This window comes from Ottowia flava (assembly GCF_008017535.1).
In the GTDB taxonomy this organism is placed as follows: Bacteria; Pseudomonadota; Gammaproteobacteria; order Burkholderiales; family Burkholderiaceae_C; genus Ottowia; species Ottowia flava.
The window spans coordinates 370,692-390,566 of the sequence record NZ_VRUA01000003.1; the positions used below are offsets into that span (position 1 = coordinate 370,692).

At 65.7% G+C, this 19,875-nt stretch carries 19 protein-coding genes and 1 pseudogene; 8 read left to right on the plus strand and 12 right to left on the minus strand.

Annotation, left to right across the window (positions count from 1 at the left end; translation table 11 throughout):
- Positions 1 to 34: 34 nt before the first annotated feature.
- Genes FVQ98_RS20020 through FVQ98_RS05940 form a run of 3 tightly spaced genes read right to left on the minus strand, consistent with a single transcriptional unit; the run spans position 35 to position 2,980 of the window.
- A complete protein-coding gene (locus FVQ98_RS20020; protein ID WP_147912497.1) occupies positions 35 to 1,936 on the minus strand; it encodes an AAA family ATPase in 1,902 nt (633 codons plus the stop codon).
- Positions 1,923 to 2,384, minus strand: a complete 462-nt coding sequence (locus FVQ98_RS05935) for an ABC-three component system middle component 5 (protein ID WP_187265637.1) — start codon at positions 2,382 to 2,384, stop codon at positions 1,923 to 1,925. The genes FVQ98_RS20020 and FVQ98_RS05935 overlap by 14 nt, the downstream gene beginning before the upstream one ends.
- Before the next feature lie 41 nt (positions 2,385 to 2,425).
- Positions 2,426 to 2,980 (minus strand): ABC-three component system protein, encoded by a 555-nt coding sequence (locus tag FVQ98_RS05940; RefSeq protein WP_147912499.1) that lies wholly within the window; start codon positions 2,978 to 2,980, stop codon positions 2,426 to 2,428.
- Between the two features lie 382 nt (positions 2,981 to 3,362).
- Here FVQ98_RS05940 and FVQ98_RS19595 point away from each other — a divergent pair, with 382 nt between their 5' ends.
- The 3 genes and pseudogenes from FVQ98_RS19595 (at position 3,363) to FVQ98_RS19865 (ending at position 4,664) form a co-directional block, all read left to right on the plus strand.
- The gene (locus FVQ98_RS19595) at positions 3,363 to 3,536 is read left to right on the plus strand and encodes a hypothetical protein (protein WP_187265638.1); all 174 of its coding nucleotides are present in this window, start codon (positions 3,363 to 3,365) and stop codon (positions 3,534 to 3,536) included.
- Positions 3,537 to 3,736: 200 nt separating this feature from the next.
- Positions 3,737 to 4,129, plus strand: a pseudogene (locus FVQ98_RS20265) (2-dehydropantoate 2-reductase N-terminal domain-containing protein); the annotation flags it as partial.
- A 202-nt stretch (positions 4,130 to 4,331) separates the two neighbouring features.
- Positions 4,332 to 4,664: a ketopantoate reductase C-terminal domain-containing protein gene (locus FVQ98_RS19865; protein WP_222707561.1), complete on the plus strand. Its 333-nt coding sequence runs from the start codon at positions 4,332 to 4,334 to the stop codon at positions 4,662 to 4,664.
- Positions 4,665 to 4,718: 54 nt separating this feature from the next.
- On the opposite strand, the gene FVQ98_RS05950 is transcribed toward FVQ98_RS19865, so the two are convergent.
- Positions 4,719 to 5,195, minus strand: coding sequence for a hypothetical protein (locus FVQ98_RS05950; protein WP_255507642.1), 477 nt, complete (start codon positions 5,193 to 5,195; stop codon positions 4,719 to 4,721).
- A gap of 302 nt (positions 5,196 to 5,497) precedes the next feature.
- On the opposite strand from FVQ98_RS05950, the gene FVQ98_RS05955 reads away from it, so the two are divergent.
- Positions 5,498 to 6,229 carry a TetR/AcrR family transcriptional regulator gene (locus FVQ98_RS05955; RefSeq protein WP_147912500.1) on the plus strand — a complete coding sequence of 244 codons (732 nt, stop codon included), beginning with the start codon at positions 5,498 to 5,500 and terminating at the stop codon, positions 6,227 to 6,229.
- Positions 6,230 to 6,289: 60 nt separating this feature from the next.
- Here FVQ98_RS05955 and FVQ98_RS05960 read toward each other — a convergent pair whose 3' ends face one another.
- Positions 6,290 to 6,895 carry a LysE family translocator gene (locus FVQ98_RS05960; RefSeq protein ID WP_187265639.1) on the minus strand — a complete coding sequence of 202 codons (606 nt, stop codon included), beginning with the start codon at positions 6,893 to 6,895 and terminating at the stop codon, positions 6,290 to 6,292.
- A 175-nt stretch (positions 6,896 to 7,070) separates the two neighbouring features.
- On the opposite strand from FVQ98_RS05960, the gene FVQ98_RS05965 reads away from it, so the two are divergent.
- Positions 7,071 to 8,498 carry a BaiN/RdsA family NAD(P)/FAD-dependent oxidoreductase gene (locus tag FVQ98_RS05965; RefSeq protein ID WP_370512925.1) on the plus strand — a complete coding sequence of 476 codons (1,428 nt, stop codon included), beginning with the start codon at positions 7,071 to 7,073 and terminating at the stop codon, positions 8,496 to 8,498.
- A gap of 124 nt (positions 8,499 to 8,622) precedes the next feature.
- On the opposite strand, the gene FVQ98_RS05970 is transcribed toward FVQ98_RS05965, so the two are convergent.
- The 7 genes from FVQ98_RS05970 to FVQ98_RS06000 form a co-directional block, all read right to left on the minus strand.
- Positions 8,623 to 9,087 carry a GFA family protein gene (locus tag FVQ98_RS05970; protein WP_147912503.1) on the minus strand — a complete coding sequence of 155 codons (465 nt, stop codon included), beginning with the start codon at positions 9,085 to 9,087 and terminating at the stop codon, positions 8,623 to 8,625.
- Between the two features lie 150 nt (positions 9,088 to 9,237).
- Positions 9,238 to 9,810, minus strand: coding sequence for a YcbK family protein (locus FVQ98_RS05975; protein ID WP_147912504.1), 573 nt, complete (start codon positions 9,808 to 9,810; stop codon positions 9,238 to 9,240).
- Between the two features lie 49 nt (positions 9,811 to 9,859).
- Positions 9,860 to 11,521: a L,D-transpeptidase family protein gene (locus tag FVQ98_RS05980; RefSeq protein ID WP_255507643.1), complete on the minus strand. Its 1,662-nt coding sequence runs from the start codon at positions 11,519 to 11,521 to the stop codon at positions 9,860 to 9,862.
- Between the two features lie 364 nt (positions 11,522 to 11,885).
- Entirely contained in the window at positions 11,886 to 12,953 is a 1,068-nt protein-coding gene (locus FVQ98_RS20225) for a hypothetical protein (protein WP_147912505.1), read from the minus strand.
- A 263-nt stretch (positions 12,954 to 13,216) separates the two neighbouring features.
- Positions 13,217 to 14,695 (minus strand): NAD-dependent succinate-semialdehyde dehydrogenase, encoded by a 1,479-nt coding sequence (locus FVQ98_RS05990; protein ID WP_147912506.1) that lies wholly within the window; start codon positions 14,693 to 14,695, stop codon positions 13,217 to 13,219.
- 372 nt (positions 14,696 to 15,067) lie between these two features.
- Complete coding sequence (cls, locus tag FVQ98_RS05995) at positions 15,068 to 16,528, minus strand: cardiolipin synthase (protein ID WP_147912507.1); 1,461 nt, start codon at positions 16,526 to 16,528, stop codon at positions 15,068 to 15,070.
- 24 nt (positions 16,529 to 16,552) lie between these two features.
- Entirely contained in the window at positions 16,553 to 16,918 is a 366-nt protein-coding gene (locus FVQ98_RS06000; RefSeq protein WP_147912508.1) for an ArsC family reductase, read from the minus strand.
- A gap of 52 nt (positions 16,919 to 16,970) precedes the next feature.
- On the opposite strand from FVQ98_RS06000, the gene folC reads away from it, so the two are divergent.
- From folC to FVQ98_RS06015, 3 genes are read left to right on the plus strand one after another with little or no spacing between them, the layout of a single operon-like run.
- Positions 16,971 to 18,272 carry a bifunctional tetrahydrofolate synthase/dihydrofolate synthase gene (folC, locus tag FVQ98_RS06005; protein ID WP_147912509.1) on the plus strand — a complete coding sequence of 434 codons (1,302 nt, stop codon included), beginning with the start codon at positions 16,971 to 16,973 and terminating at the stop codon, positions 18,270 to 18,272.
- Positions 18,273 to 18,283: 11 nt separating this feature from the next.
- Positions 18,284 to 19,369, plus strand: a complete 1,086-nt coding sequence (locus FVQ98_RS06010; protein ID WP_147912510.1) for an SPOR domain-containing protein — start codon at positions 18,284 to 18,286, stop codon at positions 19,367 to 19,369.
- Complete coding sequence (locus FVQ98_RS06015; RefSeq protein ID WP_370512926.1) at positions 19,347 to 19,862, plus strand: CvpA family protein; 516 nt, start codon at positions 19,347 to 19,349, stop codon at positions 19,860 to 19,862. The genes FVQ98_RS06010 and FVQ98_RS06015 overlap by 23 nt, the downstream gene beginning before the upstream one ends.
- Positions 19,863 to 19,875 lie beyond the last annotated feature (13 nt).

Consider the following 19,875-nt stretch of genomic DNA (forward strand, 5'->3'; position numbering starts at 1 on the left):
CCTGCGCCCCTGTGGCGCGATATTTCAATGTGGGTCAAAGAATCGCAAGCGCGCGCTGATCTTCTGTGAACGCTCGCCCGACCACGAATTCCTCGACATTCAGCGACGGCGCAATTTGGGACGTTGCAATGATGACTTGGAAGTCCACCTCATAGGTGGAACACTCTTCGGCGATGATTTCTTGTAGCCGATAAGCTCGCGGACGCTCCATGCCGCCATCTTCAATGCCATCCAAGATTAAGAAGCGTGGAAATCGCATCGTCGGGATTTCGGTAGAAGCTGTGAGTAGTGCAAGATGAAATAGATGGCGAAGTACTGCTGTAGAACTTTCAGAGAACTTGGCGGACCCGTCAATAATTATTTGATTGTCAATAAAACTGAAATGCACCTGCTCTGCGGTTCGGAATTCCTGTTGCCGATAGAGGTCTTTCTTGAGCAGTCGACTCAATGCGCTAGCAACCGCGTAGAAAACTTGTGATTTACGATCTTCCTGAGAAACTAGCAGCACCTCAATACTCGAATCGAGCGCATGAATGGTCTGCTGTAAATCATCGCGACGAGCCTGAAGATCCTTGATGACACTAGCAAGTCGTTGATTTTCATAGAGTGATGTAATTTCCCGATCTAAAGAGCCAATCTCTCTCGACGCATTTTCCAAGGAAAGCTCGAGTTCACTTGACCAGAATTGGTTAAGCTCTATGTATCGTTGTTCTAAAATTCTAAGGGTCTGTTTAAGCTCGGGAGCGTTGAGGCGAAGCGCTCGAACTTCATTTTCTCGAATTTGAATTATTCCCTCGGATTCCTTTAGCTGCAAAAGCAGTTCATTGCGCATGCGAAGAATTTGAACCTCGCCGGCGTTGCCATCCATAGGGTTTTTGCATAGGACACATACTTCACCATTTCCGACTTTGAGCTCTGCGAGGCAACAGGGGCAAAAGTTGAAGACAATCGAGCCGAAGTAGCTGCGAGCGTCCTGCGATTCATCAAGGCTTTTAAGTCGTGAGGTCACTTCTTCAATGAATTTCCGGGAATCGGCTATCTCTAACTCAATGCGGACGATGGTGTCCATCGTCGAAGCCAATTCCTTTTTTGCGGAATCGAGAGAAGCGCGTGTCGCGCCGTCGTCTTCGGAGCGCCGTTGATCACTCTTTATTGTTCGCTCCGCCTTCAAGAGTCTGACTTCTTCAAGGAGAGTAGCTCGCCGACGTTGAGCGTCGAGAATCTGTTGACCAAAGTGCTCCAAATCTACATATTGATCTGACTTTGCCAAGACGTGAAATATGCTTTTTAGTTCCGATTCCGCTTGAGACAAATCTTTCTCAAAATTTCTCCGAGATAACTGAGCTGAATATAGCTCTTCATTGTAGGTGCCAGAAAGATAGTTTCCAACTGTCTCTCGGGTCAATGCGCTGTCGAACGAGTCGATCCTAAAAATTGGACTATGAAGAGATGGCTGATCGGCGTAGATCACTCTAAGAAACTGGTGCATTGTTAGATTTGATGCACCATCCCCTTGTGCCTCAGGGAGGCCCAGTGCTTGTAGAAGAATCTGAGTGAAACTGAGCTTGTTTGAGCTACGCCGAAAAGGATATTGCTCCCATTCGACGATTGGTGCAGTCAGCGCCTCGGCCATCTGTCCCCAGTAGATGTAAAGTGGTTGCTGCCTCTTCTCAGAGATGTCTCGACGTAGAGTAACATTTTCCCCATTCAGGGAAACGTCGAGAACGGAGTAGTCGCATAAAAGCGACTCCTTTTTCCATGGAATGTCTTCGGCTCCCATGGTGTATGCAATGAAATCTAGCGCCGTGGTCTTTCCGGAACTATTGTGTCCTCGAATTATGTTTAGCCCTTTGTGGAATTGAATTTCGAGCACCACACGAGCGTCTTTGATCACTGTCAAATGATTTACAATTAAGGTGGGCTTAAATAACGTCATATCGGTGCTCCATCAGTCCGGTGCGTTGCTTAATCCCGCCTGGTCCCGTGAGTTGCATTTTACCCAGTTTGTCCAGTATGAAGTTAAGCACTTCTGTGTGTGCTTCATTGCTTCCTGGTGAATTGGATTTTAGTTCTGAGAGTGTATCTGGCAAATTTTTACTTGTTCTTAGAACAATGCCAGATTCTAGTCTTTTTGGGTCAAATACTTCAGAGGCGGCTAGTAGGCGAGCGGCAGAATTTTGAATCAATTCCATGTCGCGGAAAGCCATTCTGCCGTTGACCGGCCCTCGATACTCGTTCTTTATGCTACTCGCCACCTTTTTAATCCGCATATACTCTCGGGGTAATTGTATGTGCGCCACTTCTGCTGGGAAAGAGAGGTAATAGTCTAGAATTCGCAACTTTGCTAACTCTAGCTCTGACAGCGTATTGGTGGCCACCAACATTCGGTGCACGCAGTGGTAGGCGTCAAACGCAGGGTGGTAGATTAGCATTTGTCCCACCGTATGTGGCAATTGCCACCGAGAAAAAAAAGTAGACCCATTAGGTCAAGATATGTCAATCCAAGGTCGTTCTCTCCAAGCATCGCGTGAGTGGGTTGAATGACTTTTGATATGACAATCTCATCGACTTCTTCGCGGGACTTCTCGGCCTCTATCGCTGGACGCGCGTTAAATATGAACTCGGTGTGTAATTTTGCCAGGATATGAGTGAGGATGTCCTGGGCGGCGGGCGACGTCTGCCATTTCATGACTAGCTTGGAAGCTTTTTGCTTCCATTGCATAGCGTCGTCGATCAAGTCCTGCCGTTTGCCCGCCGTCAGTTTTTCTTTCAGTCCACGGACATCGGCATTTGTCGACGTATTACAGTAGTGCTGTAACTGATCCGCAATCTGTGCGGTGTAAGGCGTTGCTTTATCAGCGTCTCGCAATATTTGATAAAGGCGAGAAAGCGAGGTTGGCGGCGACAGATACGTGTTCTCGATCTTGTCGCGACCGATAACATCTCGACCTGCAGTATTGCCTAATTGCGTAGTAGGCATTCAGTAGCTAACGCTTCGATTTGTCAATACTGTCACCGCCGATAATGTCCCGACCGGCTTGATTGTTGTTTTGTGTTACTGTGTGAGTGCTTGTCGAACGCGTTGATTTGCGATTGAAGGTGAGCTTCAAACGAAACCAACAGCACCGAGCGCAGCAATTGCAGCAATCGCCCAAGCGCCGATTTCTTTCCAATCCATACGTTGATCCTCGATTTAGATAAACTTAGTAGTGATGCGCGAAGGCGGTGTTGCCTGGTAAAAAAATGTAACACATATGTGGGGCTTCACAGATTGAGCAGAGGCGTCGCGTCAGTGCCGTGCATCCGCGTCTAGGTTGAACGTGTGGCTGCTCTCAAACACGCGGTCTTCGGCGATGCGACACATGTTGAAGCGGGTCATCAAGTGGGCCGCTTCGGCCGCGGTCCAGCGGGCGGGGCACGGTGCATTCGGCCAAGTCGAAGTGGTGCAGGCAGGAATAGACGTGGTCGTCGTTGGCCACCAGGACGACGCTGGCGCAGTACAGATCCCGATCTCGACCGCTGCCCAGCAGTTCTAACCAGCGTGCCCAGGGGTGTGCAACGCCAGAGGATTTGTCGGGCTCCGTTTGATATGTGCTGCGTGCACTGACCCCCCCCCCGCAATTGCCCTCATTCACGTCGTTGCCGCCAATAGACCGCCCAGCAGCTGCCCCGTATGCTGCAGCCTCGGCCGCGCGCTGTGCAGCCAGCGGCCGTGCAACACAACGGGGACACAGCGATGCAATTTCTGGTGGTGGGTGCCGGTGCGGTCGGCGGGTATTTTGGGGGTCGGCTGGCGCAGCACGGGCAGGACGTGACGTTTCTGGTGCGCCCGGCGCGGGCGGCGGAGTTGGCGGCGCGCGGGCTGGTGATCCATAGCCAGGTGGGTGACGCCACGATTGCGTCGCCGCAGACGGTGCAGGCCGCTGCCATCACGCGTCCGGTCGACGTGATCATCCTCAGCAGCAAGGCCTACGATCTGGCGGCGTGCGTGGCCGACATCCGCCCGGCTGTGGGGCCGGACACGGTCATCATCCCGCTGCTGAACGGCATGCAGCACCTGGCCGTGCTGGACGGCGAGTTGGGCCGGCGCGCGGTGTTCGGCGGCCTGGCCGAGATCTCGTCCACGCTGGGCGCCGCCAAGGAGATCGTGCACCTGAACACCATGCAAAGCCTGGCCGTTGGGGCGCGCGACGCGGCCATGCAAGGCCGCGCCGTCGCCATCCACGGCGTGATGGCGCAGGCCTTTGGCGCGCGCCTGTCCACCGATATCGAACACGACATGTGGGAGAAGTGGGTCTTTCATCGCCTCCCTGGCGGCCATCACCACGCTGATGGGCACGTCCATCAACCACATCGTCGCCGCGCCGGGCGGGCTGGAATTTGCCAAGGCGGTGGCGGCCGAATGCGACGCCGTGGCGCGCGCACACGGGCACCCGCCGCGGCCCGAGATGTGGGCGCGGCTGGAGCCGCTGCTGTTCAGCCCCACGTCGCCGCTGATGGCGTCGATGGCGCGCGATTTGCTGTCGGGCCAGCGCATCGAAGCCGACGCCGTCGTCGGCGACCTGCTGCGCCAGGGCGCAGCCAAGGGCGTGGCGACGCCGCTGCTGGCGGTGGTCTACACGCGGCTGAAGGCCTACGAGCACGCACGCGCCGCGGCATCCTGACGATGGCGCTGGGGCTTGCGGCGAACCCGGCGCGCGCGCTTCGGCGTCGGCGGCTCAGCGCGTCGTGACCTTCACCAGCGCAGTCACCGGCTTGCCGCCCACCAGCACCGGCTTGTGGTGGTCGTCGGCCAGCAGGATGCCGATGACGTGTTCGCCGGTCGGGGTGGCGCAGGCGCCGAAGTTGGCCTTGATCAGCGGGCCGCCAAAGTCGCTGTTCATGCTGTTGTAGGGGCGCCCGGGCAGGTTGCAGGTGTCGCCGTCGGGGTCGATCTTCATGTGCACGTGGCCGCAGCGCGGGTCGCTGCCGCACTGGCCGGCGGGCTTGAGCTTGAAGTTGCTGTCGACCACCACGCCAATGGTGCGGCCGGCGGCGTCGGGGCCCAGCGGCAGCGTGGCGCCGTCCAGCGGCCAGGTGATGCGCAGCACAGGCGCTTCTTGCGCGGTGGTGGTCAGCGGGGCGGCCAGTGTGGCCACGGCGGCCAGCGTGGGCAGCAGGGCAGAGGCGAACTTCGCGGTCATTCGGTTGCGCATGTGGTTCCTTGGAAAGAAGGTGTTGAAGAAAAAACCGCTTGATGTGATCGCAGATTACATAAAGCGACGCGAGTCTAGCGCAAAATAAGCGTTGATTACATGACAATGTGCAAATGCCTGAAAAAACCGATGCCCCCCGTGATCCACCCGCCCGCAACGACCGCGCGGCGGCCGTGAAGCCTGGGTCCAGGACGAAGCCAGCCCAGCGCGGTGCGCCGGCGGCGTCCGCACCGTCGCCCCGGCGCAGCCGTGCGGCCCCACCCGCGCAGCCCGGCGGCGCGGGGCAGCACGTAGCGTCCGCGATGCCCGCCAAACCCGCCGCGCATGCCCAGCGCCGCGCCGCCGATGCGGCTGCCCAGCGCACCGAAGCGGCCCGCGGCCAACCGGCCGAGGCGCAGGCCGCTGCGGCCCGCGCGCCGCGCCCCTACCACCACGGCAACCTGCGCGAGGCGCTGATCGAAGCGGCCGTGGCCATCATTGACGAACAGGGCGTGGAGCAGCTCAGCGTGCGCGAAACCGCCAAGCGCGCCGGCGTGTCGCCCGGCGCGCCGTTCCGCCATTTCGCGTCGCGCGCCGCGCTGCTGACGGCCGTGGCCGAACAGGCGACCGAGCGCCTGGCCGCCAGCGCCACGCAAGCCCTGGCCGCCGCCGCCGGCCAGCCGCCGCTGCAGCGCCTGGCCGCCATCGGCCACGCCTACCTGGACTGGGCCAGCGCTTACCCCACGCACTTTCGCGTGATCAGCGACCGCACGCAGCTGGACGGCGGCGGCTCGCCCGCCACCGCAGCGGCCAACGAAGGGCTGCGCCGCCAGATGCGCAGCCTGCTCGATGAAGCGCTGGGCACACACGTCAGCGCCGCCGAGCGCGAACACGCGCTGGTCGCGTCACGCGCCATGGTCTATGGCCTGGCGCGCATGGCGGCGGACGGGCACTTTCCCGAATGGCAGCTGCCGCAGACCGACACGCCGGCCACGCTGCACGGTGTGCTGGACTTCTTCATCGCATCGCTGGCGCAGCGCGCGCGCGATGGGTGAGGCGCGCGCGAGCGCTGCTCGCGCCCTGGGCGCTCGCCGTGAAGGGCGCCGCCCAGCACCTCAGAGCAGCAGGGCGTTTGCAACCAGCCACACGGCAAAGCCCGCCAGCACGGTCCCTGCGAGCCGCTGGAATGTCTGCGGCTGCAGCCAGCGCACGCGCCCGCCCATCAGCGTGGCGCCAAGGCCGATCCACAGGCTGCCGATGCTGATCACCAGCGTCAGGAAGGCCGTCATCACCACGCCCCAGTTGCACAGGCTGTCCCAGGTGGTCGGCGGCAAGAGTGCCATGCCAAACACCGCCGCCTTGGGGTTAAGCAGGGTCGCGATGAACAAGGCGCGGCCGCCCACGGCAGACGCGCGCTCCGTCACCGCGGGGTGCGCCGCGGTGCGCCACAGCCGCCAGCCCAGCGCGGCGATGTACAAGCCGCAGATCAGCTTGATGGCGCGCAGCGCCAGCGGGTGGTCGTCCGCGAGGTTGTGCAGCAGCCCGCCCCACATACTGGTGGCCAGCAGGTAGCCGAAACCTTCAAAGGGCAGCAGCATGAGCGAGCGGCGCAGTCCAATCCTGCTGCCCGAAGCCGCGAGCAGCGTGTTGGTGGGGCCGGGCGTCAGCAGAATGGCCGCCACGGCCAGCAGAAACGACCCCTCGTTCAGCGAGGAAAACATGGGTGGGTATTGCCCTTGGGGCGCGCGGTGCAAGCGCGCCCGAGCGCAGGTGAAAATAAGCCTAAAAGCATAGCAAGATGTGCCGACCGGGCATCTCTGGCGCTTTCTGTGCGGGCACGGCACGATGTGCTTCAGCCACCCCATGAGCGCAGCGGCCAACAGCGACAATCACGTCGTGCCTTCTGCCCTATCCGACGCCCTTGCGCCCACCCTCCAAGCCGCGCACCCGTTGCCCGACACCGCCATCACCCCACAAGTCGCCGTCATCGGCGCCGGCCCTGCCGGCCTGATGGCGGCCGAGGTGCTGGGCCGCGCCGGGGTCGCCGTCGACGTGTTCGATGCCATGCCCTCGGTGGGCCGCAAGTTTCTGTTGGCCGGCCGCGGTGGTCTGAACCTGACGCACGCCGAGCCGCTGGACGCCTTCGTCACCCGCTACGGCGAGCAGGCCGGCGCGGTGGCTGACTGGCTGCGCGACTTTGGCCCGCAGGCCACGCGCGATTGGGCGGCCGGGCTGGGCATCGACACCTTTGTCGGCACGTCCGGGCGCGTCTTCCCGACCGAGATGAAAGCCGCGCCGCTGCTGCGCGCCTGGCTGCACCGCCTGCGCCAGCCCGCGGCGCCCGGCGCGGCGCCGGTGCGCTTTCACATGCGGCAGCGCTGGGTCGGCTGGGCGCCGGCGGACGCGCAGAATGCTATTGATAGCGTAGCTGGTCGCGTAGATGGCTCTAGGGCTGCAGGCCAATTTCTTTTGAAAACGCCGGCCGAGGACCGCGTCATCGCGCCGCGCATCGCCGTGCTGGCGCTGGGCGGCGGCAGCTGGCCGCGTTTGGGTTCTGACGGCGCCTGGCTGCCCTGGTTGGCCGACGCGGGCGTGGACCTGGCGCCGCTGCAGGCGGCCAATTGCGGGTTTGACGTGGCGGGGCGCGAGACGGCTGAAGCGGCAGACCAGCGCGCGGCAGCCGACGGCGGCTGGACGCCTTACTTCGCCGAGCGTTTCGCCGGCCAGCCGCTGAAAAACGTGGTGATCGATTTCACCGACAGCCAGGGCCGCCGCTTCACGCGCCGCGGCGAATTCGTGCTGACCGCCACGGGCGTGGAGGGCAGCCTGGTCTACGCCGCCAGCGCGCTGCTGCGCGGCGAGATCGCGCGCAGTGGCCACGCCACCTTCCGGCTCAACCTGCTGCCCGCGCGCAAACCCGATGAGGTGCGCGCCGCCGTCGCCCACCCGCGCGGCAGCCGCAGCCTGTCGTCGCACCTGAAAAGCCGGCTCGGCCTGCAGCCCGTGCACACCGCGCTGCTGCACGAACTGCTGACGGCTGCCGAATTGAAGGACCCCGCGGCCCTGGCCACCGCCCTGCAAGCGCTGCCGATCACCCTGCGCGCGCCGCGCCCGATGGCCGAGGCGATCAGCACCGCCGGCGGCGTGCGCCTGAACGCGCTGACGCCCGATCTGGAACTGCGGGCGCGCCCCGGCATCTTCTGCGCCGGCGAAATGCTGGACTGGGAGGCGCCCACCGGCGGCTACCTGCTGACCGCGTGCCTGGCCAGCGGCGTGCGCGTGGCGCAGGGTGTGCTGCGGACGCTCGATTTGGTCAAGAAATAGGCCTGTAGCCCTACAACCACCTGCGCGGGCAGCTACTGAAAGGGAAGCGCTGACCGGTCGGATCTGATTTTTAGATCAAATCGGCCACCAGCCCTACAACCACCTGCGCAGCCAGCTACCAAGATCAGAGCGCACTGGCCTCGTCGTCGTCCCGGTAACGCAGCCAGCCGGCGACCTGCGGCCCGGTGCTGCCGTCCACCCGGTCACGCGGGTGCGTGCGGCCTTCCATCACCGCCACGTCGGCAAAATCGAAGGGGCTGACGCCTTCGATGCAGGCCGCGTTCACGCCGTACTGGTCGGGGCGCGAGCGGCGCTGGTGGAAGGTGTAGATGCCGCAGCGCGAACAGAAGAAGTGCTGCGCCTGCCCCGTGTTGAACTGGTAGCGCGTCAACACGTCCTGCCCCTGCAACACCGTGATGTCCGTCAGCCGCGCCGACAGCGCCACCGCGCCGCGCATGCGGCAGTACGAACAGTTGCAGCGCCGCGCCTCGGCCCAGCCGCCCTCCAGCAAGACGGAGAAGCGCACCGCGCCGCAGTGGCAGGCGGCGGCGAGCGGTCGGCTGGCGTCGGGGAGGGCGGTGTCGGTCATGGTGCGGGAGCCATGCGTGGGGCCGGATCACGGCGCCGGCACGTGGTGCGAATCGCGGGCGGGCTGTTGGTCACGAAGGCTCCCCAGCGCTGTGGGGAGGCGGCGGGCGGCGCGCCCCACGACGCGCGAGCGCGGCACTGGCGCCGCGCACTAGCCCCAGCTGCGCACGCGCCCGGTGTCGATGTGCACGAAGTTGTCGTGCGCGTAGTAGCCCACACCACCCAGTTTGAGGCCAATGGCGGCGTCGCGCAGGTCGGTCAGTGCCACGCCGGGCAGGCGCACGTCGATCGCCTTGCCGTCCATGTGCAGGCTGCGCTTGGCCACGCCGCCGCCGCGCGTGGTGCGCAGGGTTTCGTTGGTGTGCGGGCTGCGGTAGCCGGAGATGACGTGAAAGGGTTGCTCGGTGCCCAGCTCGCGCCGCACGGCATGCAGCAGGTTGAACAGATCGGGGTCGATCACGCCCACGTCACCGCTGTAGTGGTCGCGCAGGAAGTGGTTGAGGCTGTTCAGCGCCGGCGGCACGAAATGGTTGCCGTTGGCGTAGACCAGCGCAATGCGCTCGTTGGTGTGCAGGTGGTTGAAGGCCAGCTGGCGCGCGTCGACCGAGGACGCGGGCGCTGCGGCCAGCGCACGGCCGGCGCCCGGCAGCAGGACGGCGGCGGCGGCCACGTGGGCAGCGCCCAGACTGCGGCCCAGGAACAGGCGGCGTTGCGGGTTCTTCATGACGTTACAAATCGGGGGGGCAAAAACACCGACTGGCGGGCGACGGCGCTCATTGTGCAGCTATCAGGTTCGGAGCGCCAGCGGAAAAGTGCAACGGTGGCGCGGCGAGCTGCGCCTTGGAGGTGGCGTTTGGCGCCACCGCCTGCGCCGCGCGGGGCGCTGCCAGGGCGCGCTCCAGCCGAGCGTCCAGCCCGTACAGGTCGGGCACGAAGCCGACCTTGCCCTCCGGCAGGGCGACCGCGGTGCGGTAGACGATCAGTACCGGCACGGGCGCCTGCAGGTTGGCCGTGACCGGGCGCGGCTTGTGCATAGCCTGCTGGATGCGCGACTCGGTCCAGTCGGGCTGGTCCTGCAGCAGCCATTGCGCCAGCGACACCGGCTGTTCGACGCGGATGCAGCCATGGCTGAAATCGCGCCGCGTGCGGCCAAACAGGCTGGGTACGTTCGTGTCGTGCAGGTAGATCGCCTGGTTGTTGGGCAGCATGAACTTGACGTTGCCCAGCGCATTGCGCGGGCCGGGGCGCTGGCGGATACGCCACTGCCCGGCCAGCACGGCGTTCAGCGCCTCCGGCGAGACGGCGGTGCTGATGCCGCTGCCGTGCACAAATTCCATGCCCTGCGCCGCCAGGTAGCCCGGATTGGCGCGCAGCTTCGGCACGGTTTCCTTGCGCGCGATGGAACTGGGGATGTTCCAGTACGGGCTGAATTCGATCCAGCGCATGTCCTCGTCGAACAGCGGCGTGCGCGTGTCCAGCGCCTTGCCGACGATGACCTTCATCGCGAAGTCCTGCCGCACGACCGGAGGTTGGGCTTCTGCCGTCGCCGCGGTGGCCTGCGAGAACGCGCGCAACCCGAACTCGGGGATGTTGACGGTGATGAAGCGCGCGGCCGACGGCATGGGCGTGAGCCGCAGGCGCTCCAGCGCCAGCGCGATCTGCCGCGCGCGGGCGGCGGGCGGCACGTCCAGTGCGTCGATCGTCGTCTTGCCGACCACGCCATCGCCTTCCAGGCCGTGGCGCAACTGAAAGGCCTTGACGGCCGCCTGCAGCGTGGCGTCGTACGACGCGGGCGCCGCCGCACCCGCGGGCAGATCGCCCAGCAGCGCCAGCCGCTCGGCCAGGCGCGGGAGGTTGTTCCAGCGCTGGCCGGGCTGCAGCTTGCCGCCGGGCGGCGCGCCCAGCTTCTGCTGCCAGGCCGCCGGTTCGCCCATCGCCTGGTATGCCACCAGGGCCTCGCGCAAGTGCCTGTACTGCGGCCAGGGTGGGGTGGCAGCTCGCAGCGCTTCATCGGGCGCACCGCGCGCTACCGCGTCGCGCAGCAGCTGCGCCAGGTCGGGTGAAGGCGCGGTGGCGCTGTCGTAATGCGCGTTCAACTCGCGCTGGGCGTCCACCCGGCCAAAGCGCAGGTGCTGGAGGTAGCGTCCGACCGCGTCGGTCAGCTGGGCGTCCAACCGAGCGGCTTCGTCGGCGCTGGGTAGCTGGGCCTGGGCCGCCGTGAGCGCCTTGTCCAGCGCAGCGGCGTCGTAGTCGGCCGGGCGCAGGCCGTCTTTGTCCGACTGGACGAGCCACTTCACCACCTCGCGCGCTGGCACATTGGGATGGCCGCTAGCGTCGAGCCAGAGCGGTTGCGCGCTGGCCTGGGCCGCCAACGCGCCCAGCAGCAAGGCGGCCAGCGTGGCCGAGCGTCGGTAGCGAGAGATCCTGGAGTCCATGGCGGGAATGGGTAGCAACAGAGGCCAAAGCCCGTGGCGCCGGCGGCGCGGCGCGACGGCGTCCCACCCATGATAGCGGCCGATGGTGCGTGTCAATTCACGTTTCGAGCCAGACCGAACGGCGCCAAAATTTGCGTGCAATAGGCCAATATGCTTGTGGAGACAAGCGCAGCCAGCTACCAAATAATGAGTCTTCCAGGGTCAATGTGCTCCCCCGACCAGTGCTGCATGAGCAGTCCAGGCCCACCGTTGCCACTTACGCGAGCAACGTGGCGCAGCCGCGCAGCGATTGTTATGCCCGTCGCGCTGCGCCGCCTCTGCGGGCGTCGGCATGACAGGGCCCGGTCGCTGCGTCGGCGGTCGCTCAGGCGCGGCGCCCGCGCCGATGGCGCGCCGCGAAGGCGCCCGCCGCCAGCAAGGACAGCATCCACAGGCTCCAGTCGGTCAGCGCGGGCACTGCAGTCGCAGGCGCCGCGTAACAGATGCGCAGTGACCCATTGCCCGCGTTCACACCGTTGGCACTGGCAAAACCGGACAAGCCGATCCCCGCACCCGACGTACCGCCCGCGCCACCGCCGCCCGCGCCTATTCCATTACCGCTGCAGCCAGACGTGCCGGCAGAGCCACCACCGCCACCACCGCCCACGAGCCAACCGCCGCCGCCGCCGCCTCCACCACCAGCCAGGCTGGAAAAGGGGGCGTTTTGTGCGCCCGCGCCGCCCGCACCTCCCGCGGTGCCCGCAGTGCCCAGAAAGCCCGCGCAGCCGACACCCGCCGCGCCGCCCGTGCCCACCGTGCCCCCCGACCCGCCCACACCAGCGACGCCAGAAGACAGTGCGTCACCACCTGCGGTACCCGCCGCACCGCCGCCAGCGCCGCCGGCACCGCCATTGCCAGAGGCGACGCGCGGGCTGACAAAGACCTCTTGAATGCCACCGCCACCACCACCGCCACCACCACCCGCCGCCAGCACCCGGTCGGCCAGCGCACCGGCGCCCGTGCGCACGTCCGTGGCGCCGCCACCGCCGCCGCCGGGGTTGGTGAGGCCGCTGGAACCGCCCCCGTTGTAGCCGTTGGTGCCCCCCACGTAGATGCGCAGCACATTGCCCGGCGCGACCGACAGCACGCCGCTGGCCTGGGCACCCAGGCCGCCTGCGCCGCCGAGCGCGCTGGTGCTGGTGCCGCCCGCTGCGCCCAGTGCGGTCAGGTTCAGTTGCGTGACCCCGGCGGGGACGGTGAAGGTCTGTTCAGATCCGGTCAGGCCGAAGCTGGCCAGTGTCTGGCCGGGCGCGCAGGCCGATTGCGCGTGCAGCAGACCGCTGGGTAGCGCCAGCGCCAGGGCGCCAATGGCGGCGAGCGCGCCTACATGGTGTGCAGGGTGGGTGGCGTGTGCACGGGTGAAGCGGACGCATTGACCGGTGGTTCCTGACATTTGTGGGTTCCTTCGCACGCAAAGCGGGTGCTCAGAAAAGTATTGAAACAAATGTCCGAAAAGTCAAATTTTCGTGTTCAATTTTCTCTATAAAAATTCAAAGCCGCATTTAATAGTAGTGTTTTGTTGTAATTTTGTTGCGGCAATGGAATGCGGATCGGCTGGTCGTTCGCGATGATGGGGTGCGACGGAGTCAACTACCAGGCGCAGCAGGTGCGCAAGTCCCTATCGGCCGCCATCATGCCGCGCACGGCGCGTGACGCTCACTTCTGAATATCACCCAAGCACAGGTACTTGATTTCCAGGTACTCATCCATGCCGTGGCTGGAGCCTTCGCGGCCCAGGCCGGACTGCTTGACGCCGCCGAAGGGCACGTGCTCGGTGGAGATGATGCCGGCGTTGATGCCGACCATGCCGTATTCCAGGCCTTCGCTGACGCGGAAGATGCGGCCGACGTCGCGGCTGTAGAAGTAGCTGGCCAGGCCGAATTCGGTGGCGTTGGCGGCGTCGATGCCTTCCTGCTCGGTCTTGAAGCGGAACACCGGGGCCAGCGGGCCGAAGGTTTCTTCGCGCGCGACCAGCATGTCGGCCTGGGCGCCGGCGATGACGGTGGGCTCGTAGAACTGGCCCTTGAGCTTCTTGCCGCCGGTGATGACCTTGCCGCCCTTCTTGACGGCGTCCTTCACGTGCTTTTCAACCTTGGTCACGGCCGACGGCTCGATCAGCGGGCCCTGCACCACGCCGGGCTCGAAGCCGTTGCCGACCTTGAGCGTCTTGACCTTGGCGGCGAACTTCTTGACGAAGGCGTCGTACACCTTGTCCTGCACGTAAAAGCGGTTGGTGCACACGCAGGTCTGGCCCGCGTTGCGGTACTTGCTGGCCACGGCGCCTTCGACGGCGCTGTCGAGATCGGCGTCGTCAAACACCAGGAAGGGCGCGTTGCCGCCCAGCTCCAGCGCCAGTTTCTTGATGGTGGGCGCGCATTGCGCCATCAAGATGCGGCCGACTTCGGTGGAGCCGGTGAAGGACAGGTGGCGCACCACGTCGCTGTCGCACAGCACCTTGCCGATGGCCGGGGCGTCGGTGCCGGTGATGACGTTGATCACGCCCGCCGGAATGCCGGCGCGCACGGCCAATTCTGCGGCGGCCAGGGCGGTCAGCGGCGTCAGCTCGGCCGGTTTGATGACCACGGTGCAACCCGCGGCCAGGGCCGGCGCGACCTTGCGCGTGATCATGGCCAGCGGGAAGTTCCACGGCGTGATGGCGGCGCACACGCCGATGGGCTGGCGCGTGACCAGGATGCGCTTGTTGTTGTCGAAGGTGGGCAGCGTCTCGCCGTTGGCGCGCTTGGCTTCTTCGGCAAACCATTCGATGAAGCTGGCGCCGTAGGCGACCTCGCCCTTGGCTTCGGCCAGCGGCTTGCCCTGCTCGGCCGTCATCAGACGCGCCAGATCGTCCTGCGCCTCCATCATCAGCTTGTACCAGGCCATCATCAGGCCGTGGCGCTGCTTGGCGGTCAGCGCGCGCCAGGCCGGCCAGGCGGCATTGGCCGCATCGATGGCGGCCTTGGTCTCGCGCTGGCCGAGGTCGGCCACGTCGGCCAGCTTGCGGCCGGTGGCCGGGTCGATCACGTCGAAGCGCGTCTTGCCCTTGACCCATTTGCCGCCGACCAGGCCGTCGGTCTTGAGCAGCGTGGGGTCGATCAGTTCATCCAGCGGGTTGTCGAACGTTGCGGCGGGCATGCGGGTCTCCACGAAAGTTTGCATCGGCATTGTAGGCACCGGCGTTGGGCGGGCACCCGAGGCGCGGGGCGCCGCAGCGCCCGCGCGGGCTGCTATGGTGTGCGTGCTTGCTATCTAAACAGAAGCTGACCGCGCTGATCACTGTAGGGCCAGGGCCGTATTCGGCTTGAAACTACCGCGCCCATGCAGCGTGCTCTTTACCCAGGGCTGCCGGCGCACTGGCGGACAGCGCCCCACAGCAGCGTGTGCGGCCCGATCAAGTGACGATTTGACTTAAATCGGCCTCTGTCCCTACAGGAGCTTGCGTGGTCAGCTACCAATTGCGTAGCAAATCCGGTGCGCACTGTCGCGCGCATGACGCCCGCCGCCGGGCTACAGCAGCGGAGAGCCCAGCCGTGCCACCGCCTCGAACACGTACTGCGCGGCAGGCGCCTTGCGGTCGGTCGGCACCAGCTTGCAGTGCGACAGATCGTCTTCGAACATCTGGGCCAGGCCTTGGTTGAAGTCGCGCTCCATCACGGCGGCGGCGACTTCAAAGTTCAGGCGGAAGCTGCGGTTGTCGAAGTTGGCGCTGCCGACCATGCCGTAGTGCTGGTCCACCAGCAGCGTCTTGGCGTGGAACATGCGCCCGTGGTATTCGAAGATCAGCACGCCCGCGGCCTGCAGCTCCTTGTAGTACGAGCGCGCGGCGGCGGTGACGATGCGCGAATCGCTGCGCTCGGGCACGATCAGCTTGACCTGCACGCCGCGCAGCGCCGCGTTGGTCAGCGCCAGCAGTGCGGGCTCGGTCGGCACGAAGTAGGGCGTGGCCATCCAGATGCGTTCGCGCGCCATGTTCAGCGCGTCGATCATGGCGCGGTGAATCGCTTCGCCGTCGGTGTCGGGGCCGGACGCGACGATCTGCACCGGCACTTCGCCCGGTGACACGTCGGGCAGCATCTCGTGCTCGCTGCGCGGCGGCTTGCCGTTGGCGTAGCGCCAGTCCTGCAAAAACACGTACTGCAGCCAGCGCACTGCGCCGCCGCGCAGCAGCAGGTGCGTGTCGCGGTAGGCGTCGTGCGGGCGGAAGTTCTCGTTCTCGTCGTCGGTGACGTTGATGCCGCCCAAAAGGCCCACGCGCCCGTCGACCACCACGATCTTGCGGTGCGTGCGCAGGTTGACGAGCGGGCGCAGGCGGTCGAGCCGCGTGGGGTGGAACACGGCGAATTCGCCGCCCGCGTCGCGAAAGCGGTTGACCAGCTGGCGGTGCTTGCGCGACAGCAGCTTGGGTGAACCGATGCCGTCGACCAGCAGGCGCACCTCGACACCGGCACGCGCTTTTTCGGTGAGCGCGTTCAGCAGCAGCGTGCCGGTCTGGTCGGGCTCGAAGATGTAGTACTCCAGATGCACGTGGTGCTCGGCCGCGGCGATCTTGCGCAGCAGCGCCGTCAGCGTGGCACCGCCGCTGGCCAGAATGTCGATCGACTGCACGCTGCTGATGGGGATGCCACAACTGGCCTCGATCAGGCGCGCGTGCTGCACCGCCCAGGCGGGTACGTCGGGCCGGTGGGCGCGCAGCCGCTCCAGGTCGCGCTGCGACATCAGCGCCGCGCGCGTGTGCCAGCGGCGCAGGCGCTGGCGCTTGACGCGCTGCGGGCCAAAGTAGGCGTACACCGCCAGCCCGATCACCGGCATCATGTTCAGCACCATGATCCAGGCCAGCGTCGACACGGGCGAGCGCCGCTGCATCACCACCCAGCTGGTGACGATGATGCTGGAGATGGTCCAGACCCAACCCAGCCAGAAGGTCCAGTTGTGGCCCGCGATGGCGTAGCGGGGCAGTTCGACGTCCATGGCGGTCTTCGGGCAGCGGCGGCGTCAGCCCACGCGCTGGGACCAGTCTTCCGGCGAAAAACCGACGGTGATGGCGCCGTCCGGCCATTCGACCACCGGGCGTTTGATGGCGCTGGGCGCGCGCTGCAGCAGCGCGGCGGCGCTGGCGGCGTCGTGCACGGCGGTCTGCTCTTCGGCGCGGAGCTGGCGCCAGGTCGTGCCGCGGCGGTTCAGCACCGTTTCCCAGCCGGCGGCGGCCAGCCAGCGCGCTAGGTGGTCGGGCGGCACGCCTTGCTTTTTGAAGTCGTGGAAGACCGCGTCCACACCGTGGTCGGCAAGCCAGGTGCGGGCCTTTTTGACCGTGTCGCAGTTGGGAATTCCGTAGAGCGTGGGGGTGGCGGTATCGGGCATCGCGGGCGATGATGCCACGCACGCCGCGCCCGTCGGTGACAATTCCGCCGTTATGAAAACCTTGGAAGACTGGCTCGCCCACTGCGAGCACCTGCACCCCACCACGATCGAGCTGGGCCTGGAGCGCGTGCGCACCGTGGCCGAGCGCATGGGGCTGCGCTTTGACGTGCCCGTGTTCACCGTGGCGGGCACCAACGGCAAGGGCTCGACCTGCGCCATGCTGGAGGCGATTTTGGGCGAGGCCGGCTTTCGCACCGGCGTGTTCACCTCGCCCCACCTGGTGCGCTTTGAAGAGCGCTGCCGGATCCGCGGCGTGCCGGCGGATGCTGCGGATTTGGTAGCTGCCTTCGCACGTGTGGAAAGCGCCAGAGCCGAAATCTCCTTGACGTATTTCGAGTTCACCACGCTCGCCATCCTGGACGCGTTGGCGCAGGCGCCGCTGGACGCGGTGGTGCTGGAAGTCGGTCTGGGCGGGCGCCTGGACGCGGTCAACATCATCGATACCGACTGCGCCATCCTCACCAGCATCGACATCGACCACGCCGAGCTGCTGGGCGATACGCGAGAGAAGATCGGCTTTGAGAAGGCCGGCATCATGCGGCCGGGCAAACCGGCCATCGTCAGCGACCCGGTGCCGCCGCAAAGCGTGATTGACCACGCCGAGGCCATCGGCGCCGACCTCTGGCTGCTGGGGCGCGACTTCAACTACGAAGGCGACAAGCAGCAGTGGGGCTGGGCCGGGCGCGGGCGCCGGTACGCCGGGCTGGCCTACCCGGCGCTGCGCGGGGCCAACCAGTTGCTGAACGCGTCGGGCGTGCTGGCCGCGCTGACGGCGTTGCGCGCACAACTGCCCGTGACGGCGCAGGCGGTGCGCACGGGCTTGGCGATGGTCGAGTTGCCAGGGCGCTTCCAGGTCGTGCCGGGCCAGCCCGCGCTGGTGCTGGACGTGGCGCACAACCCGCATGCGGTGGCGGCGCTGGCGCTCAACCTCGACAACATGGGCTTTTACCCGACCACTCACGCCGTCGTCGGCGCCATGGCGGACAAGGACCTGGCCCCCATGCTGGCGCGCATGGACCCGGTCATCGACCGCTGGTATTTCACCGACCTGCCCACATCGCGCGCGGCCAGCGCTGCCCAGTTGCAGGCCGATTGGCAGGCCGTGACGCACCGCAAGGACGCGGCGTCGGCCACCTTCGCCAACCCCATCGCGGCCCTGGATGCAGCGGCGGTGGCTGCCACCCCCGCTGATAGAATCGTGGTCTTCGGATCGTTCTACACCGTCGGTGGCGTGCTGGCACACGGCGTCCCTCGGCTGCAGGCCGGGCAGCCCGCCCCGGATGCCGGAAGCTGACCCCCGAATTCATGGCATTTTTCAAATTCCGCCAGCGCGGCCAGACCCCAGCGCAACCCGAACCCACTGGTCGCCGCGGCCGCAAGAATGAGCCGGCCCCGGCCGGTCCCCAGGAAAGCATCGACACCGTCCGCCGTCGCGCGCGGCACCGACTGCTGGGCGCCGTGGTGCTGGTCGGGGTGGCCGTCGTTGGTTTTCCCTTGCTGTTCGACACGCAGCCACGCCCCGTGGCGGTCAACGCGCCCATCATCATTCCCGACAAAGACACGGCGCCGCCGCTGCAAGGGGCTGGCGGAGCCGGCAACGGCGATGGGCGATCCGTGCCCGCGTCCGCCAGCCTGGATGAGCGTGAGGAGGTCGTGGCAGCCGGTGCTGCGGCCGCAGCGCGCGCTGCCGCCAGCGGACGCACGCCCGCCGCCTCGGCTGCGCGCGAGCGCGCCTCTGCCGAGACCACGGCACAGCAGCGCGCGCGCCAGGATGCTGAAGCCAAGGCCGCGCGCGAGGAAAGCACCCGCGCCCAGCGCGACGAAGAGTCTGCGCGCCAACAGCGCGAACAGCAGGCCAAGCGCGAGGCCGCCGAAGCCGAGCGCCGTGCCAGGGTCGAGCAAGAAGCCAAGGCCAAGCGGGAGGCCGAGGCCAAACGGGCTGCCGACGGAAGTCGGGAGAGCGACGCCGACGCCGCCGCCAAGCGCGAAGCCGAAGCCAAGCGCCAGGCCGAAGCCAAGGCAAAGCGGGAAGCCGACGCCAAAGCCAAGCGGGAGGCCGAAGCCAAGGCCAAGCGCGAGGAGGCAGCCCGTGCGCGTGCCCTGCTCGAGGGCAGGACTGCCGACGCCAAGCCCGAGCGCAAGCCTGACGAGCCAGCGGCCAAGGGGCGATTCATCGTCCAGGTGGGCGCCTTCTCGGATGACGCCGCGACCCGCCAGGCGCGGCAAAAGGCGGAGGCGGCCGGTGTCAGAACCTACACGCAGGTGGTGGAAACCAGCGCTGGCAAACGGACCCGTGTGCGGGTAGGGCCGTTCGGCTCGCGCGAAGAAGCCGAGAAAGCCGCGGCCGCGCTGAAGAAAGCCGGTCTGGGTGGCGCCGTCATCGGCCTGTGACGTGCTGTCGGCGCTCGACTGGATCTGCGCGGCGCTTTTGCTGGCCTCGCTCGTGCTGGGCGCCTGGCGTGGCTTCGTGTTCGAACTGCTGTCGATCGCCGGCTGGGTGATCGCCTTTCTGGTCGCACGTTGGTCGGCCATGGTGGTCGGCGACTGGCTTCCGATGGGCGAATCGCCCGAGCCACTGCGTTACGCGGCCGGGTTTGTGCTGGTGTTCATCGCCGTGGCTTTTTTCTGCGGCATGCTGGCGTCCCTGGCGCGGCAGGCCGTCAAGGCGCTGGGCGTGCGACCGGTCGACCGCGTATTTGGCGCTCTTTTTGGCATGCTGCGCGGCGTGCTGGTGCTGATCGTGCTGGCCGCTCTGGTGTTGATGACGCCGATGCGCGAGGAGCCCTGGTGGCGCGAATCGCTGAGTGCCAGCTGGCTTGAAATGACACTGCTGTGGCTCCACCCTTTGTTGCCAGAGGCGTTCGGCAAATACCTTTCCGCGTGACAATTGGGGTTTC

Excerpts from the sequence above, each read along its gene's own strand:
- FVQ98_RS19865 (WP_222707561.1), top strand. The coding sequence starts at position 4,332 with ATGGGCACGTCCATCAACCACATCGTCGCCGCGCCGGGCGGGCTGGAA.
- FVQ98_RS20020 (WP_147912497.1), bottom strand. The coding sequence starts at position 1,936 with ATGACGTTATTTAAGCCCACCTTAATTGTAAATCATTTGACAGTGATC.
- FVQ98_RS05935 (WP_187265637.1), bottom strand. The coding sequence starts at position 2,384 with ATGTTGGTGGCCACCAATACGCTGTCAGAGCTAGAGTTAGCAAAGTTG.
- folC (WP_147912509.1), top strand. The coding sequence starts at position 16,971 with ATGAAAACCTTGGAAGACTGGCTCGCCCACTGCGAGCACCTGCACCCC.
- FVQ98_RS05950 (WP_255507642.1), bottom strand. The coding sequence starts at position 5,195 with ATGCGCAACCGAATGACCGCGAAGTTCGCCTCTGCCCTGCTGCCCACG.
- FVQ98_RS06010 (WP_147912510.1), top strand. The coding sequence starts at position 18,284 with ATGGCATTTTTCAAATTCCGCCAGCGCGGCCAGACCCCAGCGCAACCC.
- FVQ98_RS05940 (WP_147912499.1), bottom strand. The coding sequence starts at position 2,980 with ATGCCTACTACGCAATTAGGCAATACTGCAGGTCGAGATGTTATCGGT.
- FVQ98_RS06000 (WP_147912508.1), bottom strand. The coding sequence starts at position 16,918 with ATGCCCGATACCGCCACCCCCACGCTCTACGGAATTCCCAACTGCGAC.
- FVQ98_RS05960 (WP_187265639.1), bottom strand. The coding sequence starts at position 6,895 with ATGTTTTCCTCGCTGAACGAGGGGTCGTTTCTGCTGGCCGTGGCGGCC.
- FVQ98_RS05970 (WP_147912503.1), bottom strand. The coding sequence starts at position 9,087 with ATGACCGACACCGCCCTCCCCGACGCCAGCCGACCGCTCGCCGCCGCC.
- FVQ98_RS20225 (WP_147912505.1), bottom strand. The coding sequence starts at position 12,953 with ATGTCAGGAACCACCGGTCAATGCGTCCGCTTCACCCGTGCACACGCC.
- FVQ98_RS05975 (WP_147912504.1), bottom strand. The coding sequence starts at position 9,810 with ATGAAGAACCCGCAACGCCGCCTGTTCCTGGGCCGCAGTCTGGGCGCT.
- FVQ98_RS19595 (WP_187265638.1), top strand. The coding sequence starts at position 3,363 with ATGTTGAAGCGGGTCATCAAGTGGGCCGCTTCGGCCGCGGTCCAGCGG.
- FVQ98_RS05980 (WP_255507643.1), bottom strand. The coding sequence starts at position 11,521 with ATGGACTCCAGGATCTCTCGCTACCGACGCTCGGCCACGCTGGCCGCC.
- FVQ98_RS05990 (WP_147912506.1), bottom strand. The coding sequence starts at position 14,695 with ATGCCCGCCGCAACGTTCGACAACCCGCTGGATGAACTGATCGACCCC.
- cls (WP_147912507.1), bottom strand. The coding sequence starts at position 16,528 with ATGGACGTCGAACTGCCCCGCTACGCCATCGCGGGCCACAACTGGACC.
- FVQ98_RS05955 (WP_147912500.1), top strand. The coding sequence starts at position 5,498 with ATGCCCGCCAAACCCGCCGCGCATGCCCAGCGCCGCGCCGCCGATGCG.